General features: G+C 53.6%; 16 protein-coding genes and 1 other RNA gene. 12 read left to right on the top strand and 5 right to left on the bottom strand.

The features are described from left to right. Positions 1–9 precede the first annotated feature (9 nt). The 3 genes from ACEPST_RS13160 to mvk form a co-directional block, all read right to left on the bottom strand. Positions 10–1,083 (bottom strand): phosphomevalonate kinase, encoded by a 1,074-nt coding sequence (locus ACEPST_RS13160; protein WP_125762458.1) that lies wholly within the window; start codon positions 1,081–1,083, stop codon positions 10–12. A gap of 411 nt (positions 1,084–1,494) precedes the next feature. Next, positions 1,495–2,466, bottom strand: a complete 972-nt coding sequence (gene mvaD / locus ACEPST_RS13155) for a diphosphomevalonate decarboxylase (RefSeq protein ID WP_204120777.1) — start codon at positions 2,464–2,466, stop codon at positions 1,495–1,497. Further along, positions 2,463–3,410: a mevalonate kinase gene (mvk, locus tag ACEPST_RS13150; RefSeq protein ID WP_204120776.1), complete on the bottom strand. Its 948-nt coding sequence runs from the start codon at positions 3,408–3,410 to the stop codon at positions 2,463–2,465. The genes mvaD and mvk overlap by 4 nt, the downstream gene beginning before the upstream one ends. A 939-nt stretch (positions 3,411–4,349) precedes the next feature. Here mvk and ACEPST_RS13145 point away from each other — a divergent pair. The 6 genes from ACEPST_RS13145 to ACEPST_RS13120 all read left to right on the top strand — a co-directional run bounded on the left by ACEPST_RS13145 (position 4,350) and on the right by ACEPST_RS13120 (position 12,222). Then, positions 4,350–7,190 (top strand): helicase C-terminal domain-containing protein, encoded by a 2,841-nt coding sequence (locus tag ACEPST_RS13145; RefSeq protein ID WP_395390436.1) that lies wholly within the window; start codon positions 4,350–4,352, stop codon positions 7,188–7,190. A gap of 49 nt (positions 7,191–7,239) precedes the next feature. Continuing rightward, entirely contained in the window at positions 7,240–7,743 is a 504-nt protein-coding gene (locus tag ACEPST_RS13140; RefSeq protein ID WP_203638342.1) for a DUF5590 domain-containing protein, read from the top strand. Positions 7,744–7,767: 24 nt separating this feature from the next. Further along, positions 7,768–8,946, top strand: a complete 1,179-nt coding sequence (locus ACEPST_RS13135; RefSeq protein ID WP_395390435.1) for a pyridoxal phosphate-dependent aminotransferase — start codon at positions 7,768–7,770, stop codon at positions 8,944–8,946. Between the two features lie 76 nt (positions 8,947–9,022). Continuing rightward, on the top strand, positions 9,023–9,727 hold the full coding sequence (locus ACEPST_RS13130; RefSeq protein ID WP_204120773.1) for a DnaD domain-containing protein: 705 nt from the start codon (positions 9,023–9,025) through the stop codon (positions 9,725–9,727). 734 nt (positions 9,728–10,461) lie between these two features. Then, positions 10,462–11,265 (top strand): Cof-type HAD-IIB family hydrolase, encoded by an 804-nt coding sequence (locus ACEPST_RS13125; RefSeq protein ID WP_204120772.1) that lies wholly within the window; start codon positions 10,462–10,464, stop codon positions 11,263–11,265. Positions 11,266–11,289: 24 nt separating this feature from the next. Next, the gene (locus ACEPST_RS13120) at positions 11,290–12,222 is read left to right on the top strand and encodes a LacI family DNA-binding transcriptional regulator (RefSeq protein ID WP_204120771.1); all 933 of its coding nucleotides are present in this window, start codon (positions 11,290–11,292) and stop codon (positions 12,220–12,222) included. 64 nt (positions 12,223–12,286) lie between these two features. Here the strand turns inward: ACEPST_RS13120 and ACEPST_RS13115 are convergent, their stop codons facing one another. Together ACEPST_RS13115 and recU are read right to left on the bottom strand one after the other, a co-directional pair. Next, entirely contained in the window at positions 12,287–14,611 is a 2,325-nt protein-coding gene (locus ACEPST_RS13115; protein ID WP_395390434.1) for a transglycosylase domain-containing protein, read from the bottom strand. Between the two features lie 45 nt (positions 14,612–14,656). Continuing rightward, a complete protein-coding gene (gene recU, locus ACEPST_RS13110) occupies positions 14,657–15,259 on the bottom strand; it encodes a Holliday junction resolvase RecU (RefSeq protein ID WP_125762473.1) in 603 nt (200 codons plus the stop codon). Between the two features lie 1,507 nt (positions 15,260–16,766). Here recU and ACEPST_RS13105 point away from each other — a divergent pair. The 6 genes from ACEPST_RS13105 (at position 16,767) to ACEPST_RS13080 (ending at position 21,726) form a co-directional block, all read left to right on the top strand. Next, entirely contained in the window at positions 16,767–17,336 is a 570-nt protein-coding gene (locus tag ACEPST_RS13105) for a DUF1273 domain-containing protein (protein ID WP_203638320.1), read from the top strand. A gap of 55 nt (positions 17,337–17,391) precedes the next feature. Further along, positions 17,392–17,745: a cell division regulator GpsB gene (gene gpsB / locus ACEPST_RS13100; protein ID WP_125762477.1), complete on the top strand. Its 354-nt coding sequence runs from the start codon at positions 17,392–17,394 to the stop codon at positions 17,743–17,745. 19 nt (positions 17,746–17,764) lie between these two features. After that, positions 17,765–18,144, top strand: an RNA gene (gene rnpB, locus ACEPST_RS13095) — RNase P RNA component class B. Positions 18,145–18,266: 122 nt separating this feature from the next. After that, positions 18,267–19,409 carry a THUMP domain-containing class I SAM-dependent RNA methyltransferase gene (locus ACEPST_RS13090; protein ID WP_204120769.1) on the top strand — a complete coding sequence of 381 codons (1,143 nt, stop codon included), beginning with the start codon at positions 18,267–18,269 and terminating at the stop codon, positions 19,407–19,409. A 3-nt stretch (positions 19,410–19,412) separates the two neighbouring features. Next, entirely contained in the window at positions 19,413–19,805 is a 393-nt protein-coding gene (locus ACEPST_RS13085; RefSeq protein ID WP_204120768.1) for an HIT family protein, read from the top strand. A 610-nt stretch (positions 19,806–20,415) separates the two neighbouring features. After that, complete coding sequence (locus ACEPST_RS13080) at positions 20,416–21,726, top strand: ammonium transporter (RefSeq protein WP_204120767.1); 1,311 nt, start codon at positions 20,416–20,418, stop codon at positions 21,724–21,726. Positions 21,727–21,787 lie beyond the last annotated feature (61 nt).

Raw genomic sequence — 21,787 nt, 5'->3', positions numbered from 1 at the left:
GTGTGCTCCTTATTCGATAACGTGGTGGACGTTCAACTTCAGTGGCTCGATGCCCCGCGTTTCCCATTCCTTGAGTAACCGGGCGAGATCCTTGGCCGCGTTGATAATGACAATGCCGCAGTCACCACCACCGGCGCCGGAAGATTTGGCGGCACCACCGATATGCACGGCGATGTCACACATGGTCTTCAACAGGGTGGTTTCAATCGTGACGTGACTCAGGCAGGCCAATCGGTTTAATAAATCGCGGTTGACGGCAATTTCGTGTTGAATGGCATCCAGGTCTTGGTCGTGAAATCCTTGAATCATCCGTTGCAGGCACTCGCGACTTTCACGGAGAAAGGCGTGGTAGTCCTTACGGCGGGTCGCCTTGAACAGGGCAATCTTGTCGACCAAATGGGAGGTCGAAGCGGGGGTCCCCGTCCAGCCAATCATCAGTCGTAGCGATTCCGGTGGCGTCAGGAGTTCAATTTGTAAGCCGGGCCAGTCGGTGTCGAGCAATTGTTCTAGGGTGAGCTCCCGCCGTGCGGAGGCTAACCAGTCGCGGTCAAAGGCCTGGTAGGCAATCCAGCCGCCGTAAACGGAAGCCGCAATGTCACCCAGGGAGCCGTTGCCTTGCACGTCTAAATGGGCAATGGCGGCCAACTTGAAGAGGCGGTCCTTGCTCATTTGAATATCATAAAATTGGCAGAGGGCCTTGACGGTGGCGACGGTGACGGCAGCAGAGGAACCGAGGCCGTACTTCTTGCCATCGGCGCTGTCGAGGTCACTGTTGACGTTCAAGTGATACATCGCCAGTGGCTTGCCCAAAGCCTGGGCATACTGTTCGGTCAACCGAATGGCCGAGAGAATGTAGTGAAACGGATTATCGCGGTTGTCAAAGACGAGTTCGCTGCCTTGACGCTGCCAGTACAACGAGTTTTCCTGGTACTGTTTGGACGCGATCCGCCCGTAGTCCTGGCTGGGGGTAATGGTGACGGTGACGAACTGATTGAGGGCAACAATAATTGCCGGGTAACCAGGTTCGACCACGGCGTATTCGCCAGCGATATAAAGTTTTCCGGGTGCTTGCGCGGAAATCAAAAAAATCAGGTCCCTTCTGTGACAAATCTTTTAGGTGAATCAGGTTTTTAATGTGGGGGAAGTCAGTGCCTCCGGACTGGTGAAAATGAGCCGGGACGCGGCGGGCGAACGCTCGGAGCCAAGAAGCGGTCTCCGAGCTTACTTTGAGCCGCTGAGGACCACGTCTCAAAGATATCAATTCCCTAAGCGGCTAACGCCACTAAGGGAATTCCCACGGCTGAGCCCATTTTCACCAGCCCTACGGCCAACATTGACTTAAATCACAATTATTTCATTTTTTGGTGGAAAGAGGTTTAGCAGTTGATGCACATTAAGTGTGTTGTTCATGTGATTAAAGCTCAGCGTTAATCACTAAGTATGCATTTAGCTAGTGACTGATTTGTCCTAGCAGTCAGCCTTATCTAAATGACTTTAAAGAAAGGCAATTCCTGGTCCGGGATGGGCCACGATGACCTGGTCGGCGCCAAATTGGGCGGCTAAGCGCGTCGTGACGGCGGGGAGGTCGGCCTCTTGACAGAAGACCTTCACGTTGGGGCCGGCGTCCAGTGTGTAGTAGCACGAGACACCGCTAGCACGCAGGTCACGGACCGTTTGCATGGCCGCCAGGCTCTCACCGTTAAAGTAGCTGAAGGGTGGGTTGGCGCTCAACGTTAGGGCGTGCATCCGCATGGCATTGGCCTCCAGAATCTCACCGGTCGTGGTAAAGTCCTGGGCCAAGATGGCGGGCTTAATGGCTGTTAGGTCATCGGCCACCACCGTTTTCCAGGCGGGATAATAGGGCGACGTGGTCACGCTACTTTGCATCCCCTGGGTCGAGCTGACCTTCTTATGGCGCGGGTCCAAAACCAGAGCGACCATGGCAATCGACCAGTCGACCTGTTCTTGAAACGGCACGGCTAACGAGGTCGCGTCGTCGGTGCCGGCTTGCCACTCCACGAAGCCACCAAAGATGGACCGGGTCGCAGAACCAGAGCCACGGCGAGCCAGCCGGGACAGGTCTGTGCGTGACAACGTGAGGCCTGCCGCCCGACTAGCTGCGCCGGCCAAGGCCGCAAAGGCGGAGGCTGACGAAGCTAAACCGGCCGCAGTCGGCACGTGATTGGTCGAACTGACCCGTGCAAACCGCGTCTCACCGCTTTGCTGGCGAACCAGGTCCAACATGTGGCGGACCTTCTGGCTGGCCGTGGGGGTCAGTCGTTGGCCATTTAACATCACTTCGTCAGCGGTGAGGTCGCTCACAAAGGCGACCGTCGTGTCCGTATAGAATTGATCCAGCGTTAGCGATAGACTGCTGGTTTGTGGCAGCATCAGCTTCGTGTCGGCCTTACCCCAGTATTTGACCAGGGCAATGTTGGTGTGCGCTCTTGCGGTGACCGCTGTCATTGGTGTTCCTCCTCAAGGTTAAAAGCCTCCGTCCACGTTTCCGTGGCGCCGGCAGCTCGTAGGTGATCTTCAACTTGGTGGGTCGTGGCTAAATTGGGGCAGAGGGCGATCAAACAGCCGCCCATACCGCCACCGGTCAATTTTGCCCCTAAGGCGCCGTTTTGGCAAGCTACCTGGGTCAAATTGTCTAGCTCGGGTGAACTGACGCCTAGCCCCTTTAATTGCCGTTGCGCGTCCGTCATGATCTGACCGAGATGCATCAAATCGGGGGTAGCTAGGGCAGCGCGGGCCTGGTGGCTGAGTTCACCGAGGCGTTGAATCTGTTGCGTGGTCTCCTGGGGGAAGGCCATCTTCCGCCGGGCCACCGCGGCCACAGCCTGACCCGTTTGGCCCTTGATGCCGCTGTCGGCGATGACTAAGTAGCCGCGCAGGGTAAAGGGAATCTGTAACGTTTCTTGGCGGGGGACAAACCAGATGGGCACGTCGGAGCTGACGGTGGCGGCGTCAATGCCGCTGGGATTGCCATGCGTAATTTTTTCAGCGATGTCAACCGTGCTCAGCAACAGCTCACGGTTGAGGGGACGCTGGAAGAAGCGGTACATGGCGCGCGTGATGGCCACGGCCACGGCAGCGGAGGACCCCATCCCCCGTTCGGCGGGAAGGTCGCTGGTGATGGCCATGGTAAACGGGGTCGTTTGACCGTCGAACCGGTCTAATAGCGTCGTGATTAAAGCCGCCACGCCCGCTAAGTTTTGTCCCATTTGAGCGATGGGCCCGTCAAAGTAACGACTGGTAATGGTCTGGCCATTGTCGGCGTGACGCATGATCACCTGAGTCGTGACTGAGGGCAGGGGTAACGCAATGGCCGGCTGGCCGTACACCACGCTATGGTCCCCAATGAGAATAATTTTGGCATTACTTTTACCGATTGCCGTTCTACCCAAGTTATCTCGCTCACTTTCTGCATCGAATTTACTTACCAAAAAATATCATACTCTACTGATTGGCGTTGCGCTAGCTTTGGCAGTCAAAATCCGAAAATCGACGAAAAATTAACCCTTTCTATAGAAAGTTTGCCTGCTAATCCAGTTACTTGGTACTGGACCCTGGAGCTAGGCATTAATCGTTGTTGGTGTCTTTCGAAATGGAAATGGGGCGGAACGCGGTGAGCAGGGGGTCGACGGTCGCCAGTTATTGAGTTAGGGCCAGCACACCCGCTCCGGTTTCTTAGCCATGTTGCATACAACCCAAACGTTTTGTCCAGTTAGGAAAATAGAAACCCGATAGACTGACAGTAGCCAGTGGAAAAATTTGCGTAATGTTTACTGAGGATGGTTAGCCTTCGGGGATGGGAAAAATGAACGATCCATTTAGAGTGACCAGAGGTGGGCCAAGATGCCCAGCTGTGTCGATGGTCTTAGCTGAGTGGTTTTCTCAGCTTAGAACATGGAGCTTGAACCATTTACCATTTGTGTTGAATACAAACCAAATGGTCTGTACGTTTTGAGAAGTAGAAGGTCGGATAGACTGACAGCAGCCAGTGGAAAAATTTACGCAATGTTTACCGAGGATGTGAGCCGCAGGGGGCGTGAAAATAGACTCAGCCGTGGGAGTTGCCTTAGCGGTTTACCGCTTAGGCAACTGATATCTTTGAGACGCGTTCCTCAGCGGCTCAAAGTAAGTTCGGAGACCGCCCTGTGGCTCCGGACGTTCGCCCACAGCGTCCCGGTCTATTTTCACGTCCCCGGAGGCGGCGTAACAACCAAAGTAAACATTCCAAGGAAATTTAGCCAATGGCGCAGTCAGTCGTGGCGCTGGCGGCGTAAGTGGTGTATCATAGTGCCAGTTATTATCGCAAATTGTGCAGAAATTGGTGAGCATATATGGATAAAGACACGGTTTACGCGGTAGTTGATATTGAGACGACCGGAACCAGTGTGACAGATGGCGACCGCATTATCCAGATTGGGTGCGTCTTCGTCCAGCATAATCAAATTATTAATCACTTTGAAACGGATGTGAATCCGCTCAGAGAGATTCCCCAGGCCATTACGCGCTTGACGGGAATCACGAATCGCCGGGTTCGACACGCGCCACTGTTTGACGACGTGGCCGGGACCCTTTACAGTCTGTTGACGAATACGGTCTTTGTGGCCCATAACGTCAATTTTGATTTACCCTTTATTAACGCAGAATTCAGTCGCGTCGGCTATCCAGAGCTGACGATTGAGGCGTTGGACACGGTGTCGTTGAGTCAAATCCTCTTGCCCACGGCCGCTAGTTTCCGGTTGCGGGACCTGAGTGGCTTGTTTAACATTGAACACGACAATCCGCATTCCGCGGACAGTGATGCCAGTGCTACGGCGGAGCTCTTCATTTTCCTGTTCCGCCGGTTGCGGGCACTGCCGCAGGTGACGCTGCAACGCATGATTGATCTGCATCCGGAACTACCGCTACAAACGGCGGCTCTTTTTGACGTGGCGCGGGGACTGAATGAGCAACAGCCGCGCAAGTTGCCGGACTATCTCTACGTGAAAAACGGTTTGGCCCTGCGCAAACCGGGGAGTGATGCCCCAACCACGCTGGCTGAACCTAGCAAGTATCCGAAGACTAAGAAGCAAAAACAAAAGCTGATGCCGGACAACCTGGAATGGCGGCCGGAACAAGCCAAGATGATGAATTACATTTACAACAACTATGCCGAGGGTGACCGCCACCCCGTCAAGCAGATGATCGTTGAGGCACCGACCGGTATTGGGAAGAGTCTCGGCTATATGCTGCCAATGGCCTATTTGGGCCAAACGGGGCGGCCCGTGGTCATCAGTACGGCCACGACGTTGCTACAAGAGCAGTTGCTGGACCAAACGCTGCCGCTCCTGAAGTCCATCGTGCCGTTCCCCGTGAACGCGGTATTGGTCAAGGGCAGTCGACACTACCTGGACCTCCAGCGCTTCGCCACCACGTTAAAGGTGGCCGAGATTTCCAAGCAGACCCAGCTCTTGAAGCTGCGCCTGCTGGTGTGGTTGACCATGACCACGACCGGGGATCTAGACGAATTGCATTTGGCCACGTACCGGGCACCTTACTTTCAAGAAATTATTCACGAGGGGTCGGTCACCGCGGATAACCCATTTTACGAGGACGATTTCTTACGGCGACGGGATCAACGCATGGAACAGGCCCAGTTTGTCATCGTCAATCACGCTTACTTGAGTGAGCATGCGCTTGACCTGGGCGAACGCCTGCACCGGCCATACTTGGTGGTCGATGAGGCCCAACATCTGCCGGATAGCACGCTGAAACAGCGGCGGACCCAGGTGAAATTTGCCCAATTGATTAACGAACTGCACCATGTCGACCGCGATATTAGTCGTGAGACCGGTCCCAGCCTCCTCGATTTATTTGCCGGGGATGCCGAGGCCGTGGGCACGCTCCACGGTATTTTGGCCGCGAGTGAGACCCTAGAAACGGCGTTGAATGAGCTAGTCAACCACCTGTTCTTGCGGTTCTTGGCGGCTAAACGCCCCAACAATCACAATCAAATTATTGAAGAACTGATTCCGGCCGCGGACCTGGCCAATGAGTTGGCTAAGGGGTCGGCCATGGCCACCGCCACCACGGCGACCGACGACCTGTTGGCGGCCCTAAATGACCTGCGCCACCGCTTCGACCAACAGAGCGAGCGGTTTGCGGCGTCCGAACGCTACTTGTTCGAGCAGGTCGACACCCGGATTCATTTATTTGACGACCAAATGAGTCGGCTGTTGATGATTCTGCGTCAGGTCGTGGAACAGGCACCAGCCAGTCTCTTCTGGCTGACCATCAACCACGTGGGCGACCGCAACAGTCTCCAACTGGCGAGTGGCCTGCTAGCAACGGAAGGATTCCTGCGCAATCATTTATACGCCGGCTTCCAGCCAGTCCTGCTGACCGGGGGGACGTTGTTCTCCTCCGGCCGGTCCCAGTATGTGCTCGACCAATTTGACCTGGACCGTGAGCAAACGGTGACGCATCGGATGCGTTCCAGCTTTGACTACGCGAACCAGGCGGAACTCTTTATCAGCGATGCTGGCCCGAACCTGAGTCGCATTGCGCCGGCCGATTACGTGACCTACCTGACGGCGGCGATTAGCCAGCTGGCAGGGGCGGTGGATAAGCAGACGTTGGTGCTGTTCAACTCGCTCGGCGTGATCGAACAGGTCTACCAACAACTCTGTGCGCATCCGGAATTTGCCAAGCGGGAAATCTTTGCGCAAGGCATTAGCGGCAGTCGTGAACGGATTGCCAAACGGTTCGCTACCAGTCATGGCGCCATTCTCCTGGGGGCAGCCAGCTTCTGGGAGGGTATTGACTTGCCGGCGGAACAACTGGAACTGTTGATTGTGACGCGCTTACCATTCGACTCGCCCGACCGGGTCTTCGTCAAGGCCAACTACGCGCGGCTTGAGGCAGCAGGGAAGAACCCGTTCTACAGTGCCGCATTGCCAGCGGCGACGTTGAAGTTGCGCCAAGGGATTGGCCGGCTGATTCGGACGCCGCATGACCGCGGGGCCGTGGTCATTTTGGATCAACGGTTGCTCGAGAAGCATTACGGGCAAAGTATTTTACGGGCGTTACCGGCCGAATTGCCGCAGACGACGGGGGATGCCAGCGCCATTGCGCAAGGTTTAGTTAATTTTTTCGAAAATAATCCGGACAATCCCGTGACGCCACCCGAAGTTTGATATAATTGAAAAAGATTGAAATTAGACAAGGGAGACCGATGGAAAATTGATGAGACAACAGTATCAACGACGCCAGCGACCCCATCATTGGGTATTGCTGAGCATTCTGCTCGTGATTCTGGTTATTCTGATTACGGGGGCTTACATGGTGAACAAGGCCACCAAGCCGCTGAGTCAGAACCAGGCTTACGCGGAATCTGTCGCTAAAAAATCCGGTCATTTGACCAGTACCAGCCAGTTTTATTGGACGAACCTGGACACCACGTACTACACGGTTGCTGGCAAGAACAAGGCCAACCAGGATGTGTACGCCATCGTGCCGAAAACCGGTAAGGACGTGACGGTGCTTAAGAAGAGTGCCGGCCTTTCACGGAACACGGTGCTTCAGCAGGTCTGGAACAAGAACCCTAAGAAGGTCTTGTCCGCAGCGATGTGTGTCTTTAATGGCAAGCCAGCTTGGCAGGTCAGCTATTTAAATAAGAGTGGTAAATTGTGCTACATCACCTTCCAGTATTCCAATGGGAAGGTGCTCCAACAGATTTCAAATATTTAAGTTTGTGGTGAGGAGTGTGCGTGTATGCAATTAGCAAAACGGGCGCAGGCGGTTCAACCGTCCGCAACCTTGAAGACTGGGCAGCGGGCCCAAGAGCTTCGCGACGCCGGGGTCGATGTGATCAATTTAAGCGTGGGTCAACCAGACTTTCCGACGCCCCAGGCCATTAAGGACGCGACCATCACGGCCATTCAGGCCAATCAGGTGGACGGTTACACGGCGACGGCGGGGGTCTTGCCCCTGCGTCAAGCGGTGGCCGACCATTTGTTAGCGACCCAACACGTCACGGTGACGGCCGACCAAGTCGTCATCACGACGGGGGCCAAGATGGCGTTGTATGCGCTCTTTCAAGTCCTGTTGAATCCCGGTGACGACGTGCTGTTGCCAGCGCCTTACTGGGTCAGCTACAGTGAACAGGTCAAATTGGCCGGTGGCCACCCGATTGAGGTGGCACCGACGGCCAGTCTGAAGGTCACCCCGGCACAGTTGGAAGCCGCCGTGACGCCGGCCACCAAGGCCATTGTGTTAAATTCACCACAGAATCCCAGTGGCTTGGTCTACACCAAGGCTGAACTACAGGCAATTGGCGACTGGGCGGTGGCCCACGACCTGATCATTGTGGCCGATGAAATTTACGGCGATTTGATCTATGCGGGGCCCAACCCGTCACCGTCCATGCTGACGCTGGGCGCGGCTGTGGCCGCTCACACCGTGCTGGTCAACGGGGTCTCCAAGACCTACGCCATGACCGGTTGGCGGATTGGCTATGCCGTCGGTCCAACCTGGATCATCGACGCGTTGAAGACGGTGTTGTCCCACATGACGGGCAACGCGGCCGCCGTGAGCCAAGCCGCCGCGCTGGCCGCCTTAACCGGGGATCAAGCGCCGGTTGCCAGGATGCGCGCCGCCTTCCAGGATCGGTTAGACACGATTTATCCGTTGCTGACGGCCATTCCTGGGTTCAAATTGGACCACAAGCCGCAGGGGGCCTTTTACCTGTTCCCCGACGTGAGCGAGGCCGTGCAGCTAAAGGGCTTGGCTTCGACCGATGACTTGGTCGCCGCTATCCTGGACCAGGCCCACGTGGCCTTGGTGACCGGGAAGGCGTTTGGCCTGCCGAGTCACGTTCGGCTGAGCTACGCCACGGACTTACAGTCGTTAGAACCGGCGATGGCCCGCCTCAAAGACTTTATGACGAACTAATTTGACTTAAACTGACGATCGAACCGCAACTGCTGGGTTCGGTCGTTTTGATTCTAACTTTCAGGAGGCTTTCGACATGGATGAATTTATCCAACGTTACGTGCAGGCGGGCCAGACCAGTGTGGCCAACTACCTGCTCGATCATTTTCGCGAGGTGGGGATGACCACGGACCAACTCCTGGTCTTCCTCCAGTTGCGGCGTTACATGGACCAGGGCACCAAGCTGCCGGATGCCGACGAGATGGCGGCCCATTTAGGCTGGGATAAGCAAAGGGTCTACCAATTGTTACACGAAATGATCAGTCACAAATTGATGACGATTACGACCGTGATTGGCGCCGATGGTCAGAAGCAGGACGCCTACGACTTTCGGTTGTTAACGGAAAAACTGAGTCAATTGGCGGCTCAGACCACCCAGCAGGCGGCCAAGGCGCCGGTCAGTAATGACCGTTCCGCCGTGTTCAACCAGATTGAAACGGAATTTGGCCGGCCATTATCGCCCCTGGAAATGGAAAGCATTACCCAGTGGCTGGACCAGGACCATTACCGTCCAGAACTGATTCAGCTCGCCTTGAAGGAAGCCGTCCTCAGTCAGGCCTACAGTCTGAAGTACATGGACCGCATCCTGTTGAGCTGGGAACGGAAGAACCTGAAGACGGCCGCTCAGGTCCAACGCGAAAAGGAACGGCAAGAACCCCGACACACGGCCAAACCAACGACCAATGGTCAGCCGGATGGAGGAATCCCCGACGTGCCAATCTTTAAGCTAACGGATAATTAAGCCTGAAGACGTGTTGGGGAAACTTAGCTAACGAAAGGGTGCAAGTGTACCAATGGACCTCATTCCTTGGGGGACTTGCACCGAAGCAGGTTGAAATAGATTCTATATCTCACTAAAAACCTTACCCAATAATCTGATTAGGTTGCTGGGTAAGGTTTTTACAGTCTATGTAAAGTCAATTAATCATCAGATGATTTTTTCTGCGTTTCTCTGACAAGCTCTGCAAATTGGTGGTATTTATAACGTAGGTGATTTGAACACATCTTGTTAAAAATCGCCTCTCATTAAAAATGATCACGTGCACCACGAAAATTATTGGCAGAAAAAAACTAGAAAAATGACTGATAACGCCATGCACACCGTTGGACGTTTCGGGATTTGTATTGAAAGGGGCTCTTAGTATGTTCAAGTCAGTTAAGTTTTGGATTCTGGTTTTATTCGCCTTCAAACTTAAAGATGCTTTTACAGAACCGGCGTTTCAATCTGATTGGTTTTTCAATCTCTTGATTGGAAGTTTGGCGGTCCTGGCACTGATCCGGACAATTATGGTCTACAAAAACCCACCGGTTAAGTCTTTGAAGTGACGGACTAAAAGTTGACAATGACGTGAAAGAAGAGAGTTTAGACTCGCCCGCAATTGGGTTGGTCTAAACTTTTTTCGTTTGGCGCTTGCTATGAAACGCGTTCCACACGGTAAGCTAGAATCAGTTAGAAAAATTAGAGGAGTGGACGACGTGATCAAACAAATTTTTTCAGATATGGACGGGACACTATTAACCAGCACGGGTGAACTGAGTGCGGGCACGATTGCGGCGGTGCGGACCAGCCCCGTCCCGGTCACCCTGGTCTCGGCCCGGGCCCCACTGGAAATGGCCACGGCGATTCAGCAGTTGGGACTGACGGCCCCCCAGATTGCGTTTAACGGGGGTCTGATCTTTGACCCGGTGACCGGAGCGGCTTTGGTCCAACATGCTTTGCCAGTGGCAGCCAGCGTGCAGTTGCTCAGACTGATTGAACGGGCGTTTCCAACGGTTAGCGTCAGTGTTTACGACCAAACGACCTGGTATACGCAGCGGGTGGACGCGGGTATTTTACACGAGCAATCGCTGACGCATCAGAGCCCGGTGATTGTACGTCAGTCATTGGCCGAACTCGCGCAGAGCCGGCAGTTGATGAAAATTATGTTGATTGTCAGCGCACCAGCGGTTAGGCTAGAGTTAGCGCAGCAATTAACAGCACTAGGCTTGCCCGTCAATATCCAGCAGTCCGGCGAGTCCTACCTAGAGATCACCAGCCGGCGGGCCTTGAAGTCGCAAGGGGTGGCCTATTTGTTAGCCCAGCGGCAACTCGCCGCCACAGATGCCGCAGCGTTTGGGGACGGTCACAACGACCTGCCCATGCTCCAAGCGGTGGGGACGCCCGTCGTGATGGGGAACTCCACGGCCGAGATTCAGGGGGCCGGACGCTACGTCACCACGACCAATGACGAGGATGGCGTCGTGTATGGGATGCGGCATTATCTGAAACTAACGGATTAACTCGGACAGAAGGGAGCAATGACCATGGCAAATATTCGCGACATCGCCCGGCTGGCCGGGTATTCACCCGCGACGGTCTCACGGACCCTCAATCACAGCGGGTATGTGTCGGCGACCGCTGCGGCCAAGATTCAGGCGGTCATTGCGCAGCTGGATTACGTGCCCAACGACATTGCCCGGGACCTGAGTCAGGGACGCACGGCCAACGTTGGTGTGGTGGTGCCCCATCTGAATGCGCCATTCTTCACGGAAATTGTGAATGGTATCTCCAGTGCGGCGTTTGCGGCCGACTATAACGTGGTCCTGCTGCAATCCAAGTACGATGCGGCCCTAGAACGGACCTATCTGGCACAGCTGCACCGCAAGGCCTTTGACGCCTTGATCTTCACGTCGCGGGCGATTCCCTTGACGGAGCTAGCGGCGGCCCAGCAATACGGCGCCGTGGTCTGTTGCGAAGATCCGGGGACCCAGCCCTTGGCAGCGGCCTACTCCCAGCGTGAAGCTGCCTATCTACAGGCGTTTCGTTGGTTGAAGGGGCAGGGTTACCAGCACATTGCTCTGACGCTGAGTCGTGACGCCACCTTGAGTGCTACAAGTCGGGCGACCCTGGCAACCTTTAAACGGGTCTTTGGGTGTGCGCCCGCCGTTGTTGAGACGGACGTGACCACCTATCAGGACGGCTACCGCGTCGCCACTGATTTGGCAAAGCACGTCGACCTGGATTACATTTTCAGTAATGGGGATGACATCGCCACCGGTATTCGCCAGGGATACCTGGATCAGCAGCGGGCCGTACCGGCCTTGATGGGTCAAGAAAATCAAGTGTCGGGCCAGCTCCTGGGCCTGCCTACCATCGACCATCATTTTCGCCAAATTGGGGCCGCGGCCTTTGACCTGGCGGCGACTGGGCGAGTGGCCAGCGTGCCCGTAACGGCCGACTTGTTGTGGCAACGCTAAATAAATGGGATTTAAAAAGCGCCTCACCGAAAAATTTCGGTGGGGCGCTTTTTCTTAACTGAGGCTATTTGTTATCGTCAGTGGTCTTGGCCGTTGAAGTGCTCTTCTCAGTGGTCGTTGCCGACGATGATTCGGTTGAAGTCGTTCCCGTATCATCCCCGTCATCGTTGCCATCGCCACCAGGCGTCTGTTCCGTGCTCGAGGATTCCTTGCTGGTGCTGGATTCCGTCGTGGAAGAACTGGCCTGCGTGGTATTGTTGTTGGTTGTGACTTGACTGTTGTTGCTGTAAGCCGATGAGCTCGTCGTGTTGGTTGAGCCATATTGGCTGGTAGCCGTGGTGTCCGCCACCGTCCCGGCGTGACCTGTAATGTAGTATTCTTTACTCCCATTTTGGGTTGTCTCGGTGACCGTGCTTGGCGCCGTCCAGTCGGAGTTGGTCGACTTGCTGGCTAGGTAGGACATTTCATACTTGTAGATTTCTTGGGCAATCGTGGTCTGCGTTTCACTCACGTAGTGGCCGGTCTGGAATTGCTTGTCGTATCCGGTCCAAACGGAGATGGCGTAGTTCTTGGTGTAACCCGTGAACCAGGAGTCCATGGTTGCGCCGTCAGGCACCTTGTCCGCGTAATCGTCAGGGTAGGAGTCGGTCCCGGTCTTCCCGGCCTGATACAGCCCAGAAATGGCCGCTGAACGCCCGGACCCGTTTTCGTTGGTCATGACGCCCTTCATCATATCCGTCAACATGAATGCCGTCGCGGCGGACATGGCCCGTTTAGGGGTGGCGGAATACTTGTGGGCCTTACCATCTTGCGTGACGACCTTGGAGACCAGGTACGGCTTGTAGTAGTTCCCGCCGTTAGCGAAGGCAGCGTAGGCCGCGGCTTCTTGTTCGGAGGAGATGTACAGGCCAATCCCATTTTGCAGGGTCAGGGTCTTATCAAAGTCCATCCCTAAGCCACTCAGGAAAGAGGTGGCGCGCTTGATGCCGACGTTTTGCAGCGTCCGGACAGCGGGGATGTTCCGTGATTCAACTAAGGCCTTACGCATGGTGATGGTTCCTTGGTACTTGCGGTCCCAATCGTAGAGGCTTCTAGTCGTGCCTGGGTAGGTGAAGGCGGTATCCTTCACGGGCTCGTAGGTTGGGTAGTAGAGGTGTTCGATGGCGGGACCGTAGTCCATCAGTGGCTTAGCGGTCGAAGCGCTGGACCGGTCCTTTTGAACGGCCCGGTTCAGGCCAAACGTGACGTTCCCGGTCTTCCGGCCACCAATCATGGCGACGACCTTCCCGTTGTTCGGGTTGACGATTGTGGAACCCACTTGGAACTCATCGGAAGGGAAGGCCACGTAGGCGGTCCCGTTGACGATGTTGTACAGCTGCTTTTGGGCGCCCATGTCCAGGTTGGTGTAAACTTTCAACCCACCGGTCGTGGTGTTGTAGCCCTTAGACTTCAGTTCGGCGTAAACCTGCTTGAGGTAGGCGTCGATGACCTTGGTCGTCTTGGCACTGGTGCTGGTCGACTTGCTGTGGGACTTGACCAAACCAGTGGTAATGCTGGTCGCTTCGGCTTGTTGCGCCTGAGCAGAGGTGATGGCATTGTTCTTGGCCATGGCCTCCAGCACCAGATCCCGCCGTTTCTTGGCTAAGGCTGGATATGTGGTGGGGTCGTAATTAGTTGGGGACTGTGGCATGCCGGCTAGGAGGGCTAATTGGGTGAGATCCAAGCCCTTTAGCGTCTTGCCGTAGTAGTACTGGGCGGCTGTCTGCATTCCGTAGACCCCGTTCCCCATGTAAACCTTGTTGATGTAGTATTCGAGAATTTGGTCCTTGGAGTAGTCGTGGTCGACCTTGAGGGCTAACCAGGCTTCCTGGGCCTTGCGTTTCAATGTTCGGTCGGAAGCGGCGGTGGAGAAGACGGATAGCTTGACCAGTTGTTGCGTCAAGGTACTGCCCCCTTGCATCCCCAGCGAAGACCCACTGACGTTGGCGAAGGCGGCCCCGAGGATCCGGATAGGGTCGACCCCGTTGTTCTTGTAGAAACGCCGGTCTTCGGTGGAAACGACGGCATTCTTCAAGGTGTCGGGAATGTTCTTGGTCTTCACGTAGTTCCGGTTCTGGGCGCCTAGCCGCGAAATCACGGTACCATTGGCGTCGTAGACTCGCGTTGAGGTATCACTGGACAGGGCACCCTCGGAAATCTTGGGCGCGCTCTGCGCATAGAAGAAGAACAGGCCAGCGCCGGCCAGAATGGCAAACACGCCAATGGCGACGATGACGAAGAGAATTCGGCGGAAGGTCCGCCAGCCAGTGTGCGGCTTCTTGGGACCGCTTGGCTTACGCTCGGCGTTACGACTCATACGCGTCTGTCGAGGGGTATTGTTACTAGACATGGTAATCTCCTTTGTGTTTAAACGTGTTCAGCTCGGATGAAGCGATTAGAGAAGCTGATCCACGGCTTTGAGATAGGGAATGGGCAGTTGGAGTTCGGCGGTAATCTGAATCCCATTCGCCGCAATTTCTGCGTAGGGGATGGATTTACGGCCGCCCTTTAACTGTGCGTCCCAGAAATCATACAGGTCGGTCCCACGGTACAAGTAAACCTCATGGCGGGTGACAAATTTAATAATGGCAAAACAGATGCCGCCTTGAGCGGTACAAGCTCGCATGTGATCGATCTGATGTTGATGAAAGTTTTTCAAGGGAAACGACGACTGGTTGCGCGTTTCCTTGGCGTCAAAGTCCAGGTAGTGGCCCTGATAGACCCCGTTGTAGTCGGTCGTGGAGGCCGTACTAAAGTAGGCTTCCTTGATGACGGCCGCGCTACGCTTGGGGTAATCGACCTTGACGATTTTGATGGGCGTGGGCTTCTTATGAACGACGGCAACCCCGGTTGTTTCATAGTAGGTATTACTTTCGTTAAGTTCCTCTTCCAGCGTCATACCCCGCTTACCGTAGTTGGTGTAGGTGCTGGGGAACTTGGGCCCCGTCTTTGCTGCTGGTGCCTGGTAGGCATTCCCATTGGGATACCGAATAGTCATTGACTCCTCACCCTCCTTGCCTTGCAACCACCCATTCGCAGTTGACTTTTAAATTTAGTTCTTTGCAGTGCCTCCGGGCTGGTGAAAATGAGCCGCGTCGCATCCGTTCCCGGCGGTGCGCTCAAGGTCCCCGGCTATGGGGCCGGTTCCAGCCAGAAGGCGGGCTTCCACCTCAACTTTGAGCCTGAGAAGCGGTCTCAAAGATTGTCCCGTGCACTAACCTGAGAAGTTCACTCAGCTAAGAGCACCGACACAGCCAGGAACCTTGGCGCACCTCTGGTCACTCCCCCAACGGGCACATTTTTACCAGCCCTGCGACTGACATCATGTTGGCTGTCAGCTACGTTGGTGGGTAACGACTAAGCCGGTGCTTCGTGTTTTGTTATGACATAGTAGGTTAGCCAGCACATGAAGGCCTGCGTGACATTTTTAAGCAACTGGTCGAATGGGATTGTGGCCCAGTTATTGATATTATACCAAGCTGACCCAGAAATAAAAACTCTAACTGGTCTATAAATGGTTAAAACGGCCGAACTTAAACGGAACTTAAGTGAATGGTTACGGGGTGGACTGATTTAGGTGGGGGATTTGGTTGGGCTAGGGATTGTAGAAATGTTATTTGTGGTGAGTGCAGACATTGTTTTTCTTTGGCGTGCTTGGTGAGTTGATGAAGAGCGTTGGGCTGTTGGCTAGCGCAAACTCGTTTAATAAGCATCTGCGACTTGAAGTAATCTTCTATAGATGTAAGTTATGTGGTCTTTGGGGAAATCGTCGTAAGAAAAATTCCGGTTACGGTTTAAACGTCAGCAGTCATAAAGTTCGTTTTGCTACAGAACGCTGAGCTAACGTAAGATGAAATTTAATTTGTATTGAAAGTCAAAGACCATTGGGATTTATAGAAACAAAGTTGCATGAAGAAGTTAATTCGTCGTAAGAGAAAGGGAGTGGGCTACGTTTCAAATAGGTGCAGGCTGCAGGGGATGAAAAGAAAATAGATTAGTATGAACAGAAGGGAAAACATCAATTTGGTCTAAGACGCTCCGAGTTTAGTCAGTATTTAAATTAGAAAATTTGGATGACGCAATGACGCAATGACGCAATCAGCCGACCGCAAGAAAAAGGCAGATAGTTGCGGGCCGAACAAGTGTAAGCCGCAGGGCTGGTGAAAATGAGTTGGTGAGGACAATGTCAGTGACCAGAGGCGGGCCAAGGTGCCCAGCTGTGTCGACGGTCTTAGCTGAGGCTTCTTACTCAGCTTAGAGCGTGGGACAATCTTTGAGACCGTTTCTCAGGCTCAAAGTTGAGGTGAAAGCCCGTTTCCCAGGCTGGAACCGGCCCCATAGCAGGGCACCTTGAGCCCGCCGTCGGGAACGGACAGCCCAAGCGCTCATTTTCACCAGTCCGGAGGCACTAGAAACCACTTGTTTTACCAACTATCTGCTTTTTTCATTGCGTCGGCCGGATTTTTTCGCTACACTGGTAAGGTACCGGTAAAGGAGGCCGCGAGATGAGTCGGTTATGGTTGACGGGCTACCGCAGTTATGAACTGGGTGTTTTTGGCAATCAAGACCCGAAGCTCCTGGTCATCAAGGATGCATTGAGAAAAATGCTGATCGGTAAGATTGAAGATGGCACTGACTGGTTAATCACGGGTGGTCAGCTGGGAGTCGAGCAATGGTCAATTGAGGTGGGCCTGGCGTTGAAGCCGGACTATCCTGAATTAAAAATTGCGATGATGACCCCATTTGCTGAGTTTGGCGGTAACTGGAATGAGAATAACCGGGGGCTGTATGCCCAACTAGCGAGCCAGGTTGATTTTCATCAGTCAGTTAGCGAACAACCCTATCATGGGCCCCAACAGTTAAGAAACTATCAAGAATTTATGTTATCCCATACAGATGAGGCCGCAATGGTTTATGATTTAGAGGTTGAAGGGAAACCTAAGTATGATTATCGCGCTGTGACGCGGTTTCAAGAGCAACATGCTTACCCCCTAACACTGATAGATATGGATTGGTTACAAGAAAGTGCCAACGAATATCAAGAAAATAAAAATAATGGTTCCCAATTTGAGTAAAAACTGGTATTATAGATATCGCCGGTTTGATTAGGATAACGAGGTGTAATGATCAATGGAAAACGTTAATTTTACTCCTAAAGAGATTTTGCAAAAGCAATTTCGTCAAAAGATGCGCGGGTATGATCCCGACGATGTCGACAGTTTCTTGGATAACGTTATCAAGGACTACGATACTTTTGTGAAGGAGAATCAACGGCTTCAAGAAGAAAACGAACGGTTGTTGGCTAAGGTCGACGAACTCACACGCCAAGTGCAAGTGGGTGCGAGTCAACCAGCAGCAACGACAACCAGCCAATCCACTTCAAGTGTCACCAACATGGACATTTTGAAGCGGCTCTCCAATTTGGAACGGCACGTTTTCGGTTCACAATTAGATAATGATCCAAACGAGTCACATCGTTTGTAGAATTATAAAGACTGGTGTAAATCCTGAGTAATCGCGGTCGGCTTATGTCGGCTGAGGAAAGTCCATGCTCGCACAGACTGAGATGTCTGTAGTGTTCGTGCTCGGTGAAAAAATAAGCCGGGGGACGTTAGCAATAACGTAACGGCGGGAAAACACGGCTACGGCTTCGGCTATGCCCTAGTATCCCTGAAAAGTGCCACAGTGACGATACGTCTAAGGAAACTTAGGCGGTGGAACGCGGTAAACCCCTCGAGCGGGCAACCCAAACTTTTGGTAGGGGCGCTTCACATATGGAAATGAACGAAATGTGGGGGGAGAGGAAACTCTCGAGATAGATGATTACTGCCAGTCAATCGTTTGCCTGAAACGGTTGGGTGGTACAAAACATGGCTTACAGGGATTTGCACCATGTCAGGTGGGTGGGAGCTTGCTCCCGCCTTTTTTTATGGTTATAATCGGGTTAAATGCCCAAGAACAGTGTAAAAATTAGCAATTCAGTAAAGTGAAGTAAGGAGGACGTTATGAAGAAATTTCATTTATACGCGGCCACTGCCAGTGGAATCGAAGCCATTGCCGGTCGTGAGTTACGAGACCTCGGGTACGATACCCAGGTTGAAAATGGCCGGGTCCGGTTTGACGGGACGATTGAAGACGTACTGCGGGCGAACCTGTGGTTACGGACGGCGGACCGGGTTCGGATCATCGTGGCAGAATTTGATGCCGTGACCTTTGACGAATTGTTTGAAGCCACTAAGGCCGTGGCCTGGGACGAACTGCTCCCCATGGACGCTGCTTTCCCAGTGGAAGGCCGTTCGAAGAAGTCTCAGCTCCACAGTGTGCCCGACGCCCAAGCCATCGTGAAAAAAGCCGTTGCCACGAAATTGGCGGCCGTTTATCACCGGCGGACACGGATGCCTGAAACCGGCGCCACTTACCCCTTGGAAGTCATGATCGATAAGGACCACGTCATGTTGACGCTGGACACCACCGGTTCAAGTCTGTTTAAGCGGGGCTACCGGGTTGGCAAGGGTGGCGCGCCATTGAAGGAAAACATGGCAGCTGCCTTGATTGCCCTGACCAGTTGGCACAAGAATATGCCGTTCTGGGATCCCGTGTGTGGGTCTGGGACCATTCCTATTGAAGCAGCCATGATTGGCCGTAACCTGGCTCCTGGGTTTAACCGGGACTTCACCTGTGAGACCTGGGATTGGGTGCCCCAAGAGTTGAGCGATAAGTTACGTGACGAAGCCGACGCTAAGGCCGACTATGATACGCCTCTGCAGATTTTTGGGACCGATATTGATGAAAATATGGTGGCCATTGCCAAGCGTAACGCCCAAGAGGCGGGCTTGTCACAAGACATCACGTTTAGCCAATTGGCCGTCCAAGACTTTAAGACGGACATGGAAGATGGAGTCATCGTGGCCAACCCACCATACGGGGAACGGCTGAGTGATCAAGCCTCCGTTCGTGAACTTTACAAACAAATGGGACAAGTATTCAAGCCATTAACGGATTGGTCGAAGTACATTTTAACGGCTGATTTAGAGTTTGAACACTTCTATGGTCAAAAGGCCACTAAGACGCGAAAGCTGTATAACGGGGCTTTGCGGACCGACTACTTCCAGTTCTGGGGCAAGCGCAAGCCACGGCACCAGGGTTAAGCCATGATTAAGACGGATTGTGTCTTTTGCCAGAAAAGCAGTATCGTCTTAGAAAATGACTTGGCCAAGGCGTTTTGGGACAACCATCCCGTGCGCCGCGGTCACCTGTTGATCGTCCCCAAGCAACACTACGCGACCTACTTTGATGTGCCAGCCGAAACACGAGCGGCGATGGATGCGTTGACCTTTGAGGCCAAGGCTTTGCTGGATGAAAAATTTCAGCCGGCCGGGTATAACATTGGCATCAACGTGGCACCGGCCGCCGGTCAAACGGTCATGCACGCCCACATTCACCTGATTCCCCGGTACGAAGGGGACGTCAAGGATCCACGGGGCGGCATCCGTAAGATGATTCCGCGGGCCGTTCAGGGTTTGAGTCGGTTGAAACGAAAATAGAAATTGACGAAACGAATTTGGACTTTACGGTCTGGATTCGTTTTTTTGTTTGACTATTTTTTTGGCCAAGAATAGCAAGAGCAAACACATGTTAGTTAACGTGACCCCCAAGCAAGGAATCACGGCCGGTCCCAATTCGGCGTCGTCGTATTTGAAACCCCATCAGAAAAGTCAATTTGAGATGCTGCTGTATTCCAGAAAAAAAGGTCACTAAGATTGGTAAAATTGAGCTATCCTTTGCGACGCTGGCTTACGAAGGCCCTAAGGCTGATAAAGTCGTTAATGGCATTTATGACGGTCGGCAAAAACTGAATCTAAAATAAACGATAGCCGACTCATAGTCTGAGTCCTGGTAAGCGGTGGTGACGCCAGCTTACCAGGACTTGGGCTTTTTTCTTGTTGTCAGTGTCAATTTGTTAGGAAAAATGCAGGCAATGTCAGAAGATGTCACTCGTTTCCAAATCTTAACAATTTCATGAAAACAACTGGTACTAACGGAATTAGTTCGTTAAACGTTCCAGCCAACCCGTTATTTTTGAAAACTCACTCGTGACTTTGTCCAAAATGAGTGTTAGGATTTCTTACATCAAACGTAAAGAGGGCGCCGCTAATGAATCTTGCAAATACAGCATTCGTGTTGATTGCCAGTATTTTAGTCTTATTTATGACTCCTGGGTTGGCTTTTTTCTACGGGGGCCTGGTCTCCGAGAAAAATGTGGTCAACACGATGTTGTCGGTCTTTATCATGACCGGTGTGGCCATTTTGTTGTGGGTGTTCGTCGGCTACTCACTGTCATTTTCGGGCAATGTGTTGGGTGTCGTGGGCAACTTGCACCATGCCTTCATGACTGGCGTTAACCTAGCCAGTCTGACCGCCAGTCATATTCCGGTCGGCGTGTACTCGCTGTTTCAAATGATGTTTGCCATTATTACCCCGGCTTTATTCGTCGGGGCCGTGGTTGGCCGGATTCGGTTTAAATTTCTATTGTTGTTTCTATTGGCGTGGTCCGTCTGCATTTACTACCCGATGGTGCACCTGGTCTGGAGTCCGGCGGGATGGCTGGCTAAATTGGGTGTCTTGGATTTTGCTGGCGGGACCGTGGTGCACATCAACGCCGGGGTAACGGCTTTAGTACTGTCGGCCTGGTTGGGGCCGCGGTTAGCCAAGGACCATCCCGGTCAGCACTACAATTTGCCGTGGGTCCTGCTAGGGACGGCCATCTTATGGATCGGGTGGTACGGTTTCAACGCGGGCAGTGCCTTAGCCGTCAATGGCGTGGCTGTTCAGGCGGCGATTACCAGTACGGTGGCCACGGCCACGGCGATGGTGGTCTGGATGTTCTTAGATATTTGGACGAGTGGCAAGCCCACACTGGTCGGTGTCTGTACCGGCACGCTATGCGGACTCGTCGCCATTACGCCGGCGGCCGGTTACGTGACCGTGATGGGGTCCGTAGCGATTGGCACCTTGGCGACCCTGGCCAGTTACGGCTTTATCGCAATTTTAAAACCCAAGCTGGGAGTCGACGATGCCCTGGACGCCTTTGGCTGTCACGGGGTGAGCGGAATTGTTGGCAGTATCCTAACGGGAATCTTCGCCAGCAAGGCTGTGAATCCAGCGGTCACCCAAAATGGGTTGATCTACGGTGGCGGCTGGCAATTGCTGGGGATTCAACTCTTGGCAACGGGCCTGACGATTGTCCTGGTCGCCGCGATGGGCAGCGGCTTGATTTTACTCTTGCGCCGGTTGACGCCGATGCGGGTCGATGCGGCCGAAGAGGCCATGGGACTGGATCAGGGGGAACATGGTGAGCAGGTCGACTACACGGTTGGTCTCAGTGAAAAGCTCACGGATTATCGGCCGGATCAGGAACTGTATGCGCCCGAGTTCAAGGGACAGCTCCAGCACCTGCAAAAATGAGCTGGGGGTTGGCCGTTCTTGACGGCAGATTCAAAGCCTCCCGCAACAAAGGCCACTCAGT

Origin of the sequence: Levilactobacillus sp. FUA 3915, assembly GCF_044053135.1 — a bacterium.
Lineage (GTDB): Bacteria > Bacillota > Bacilli > Lactobacillales > Lactobacillaceae > Levilactobacillus > Levilactobacillus lanxiensis.
Note: the sequence above shows the minus strand (reverse complement) of the source record. Positions and strands in the feature narration are given on the sequence as shown.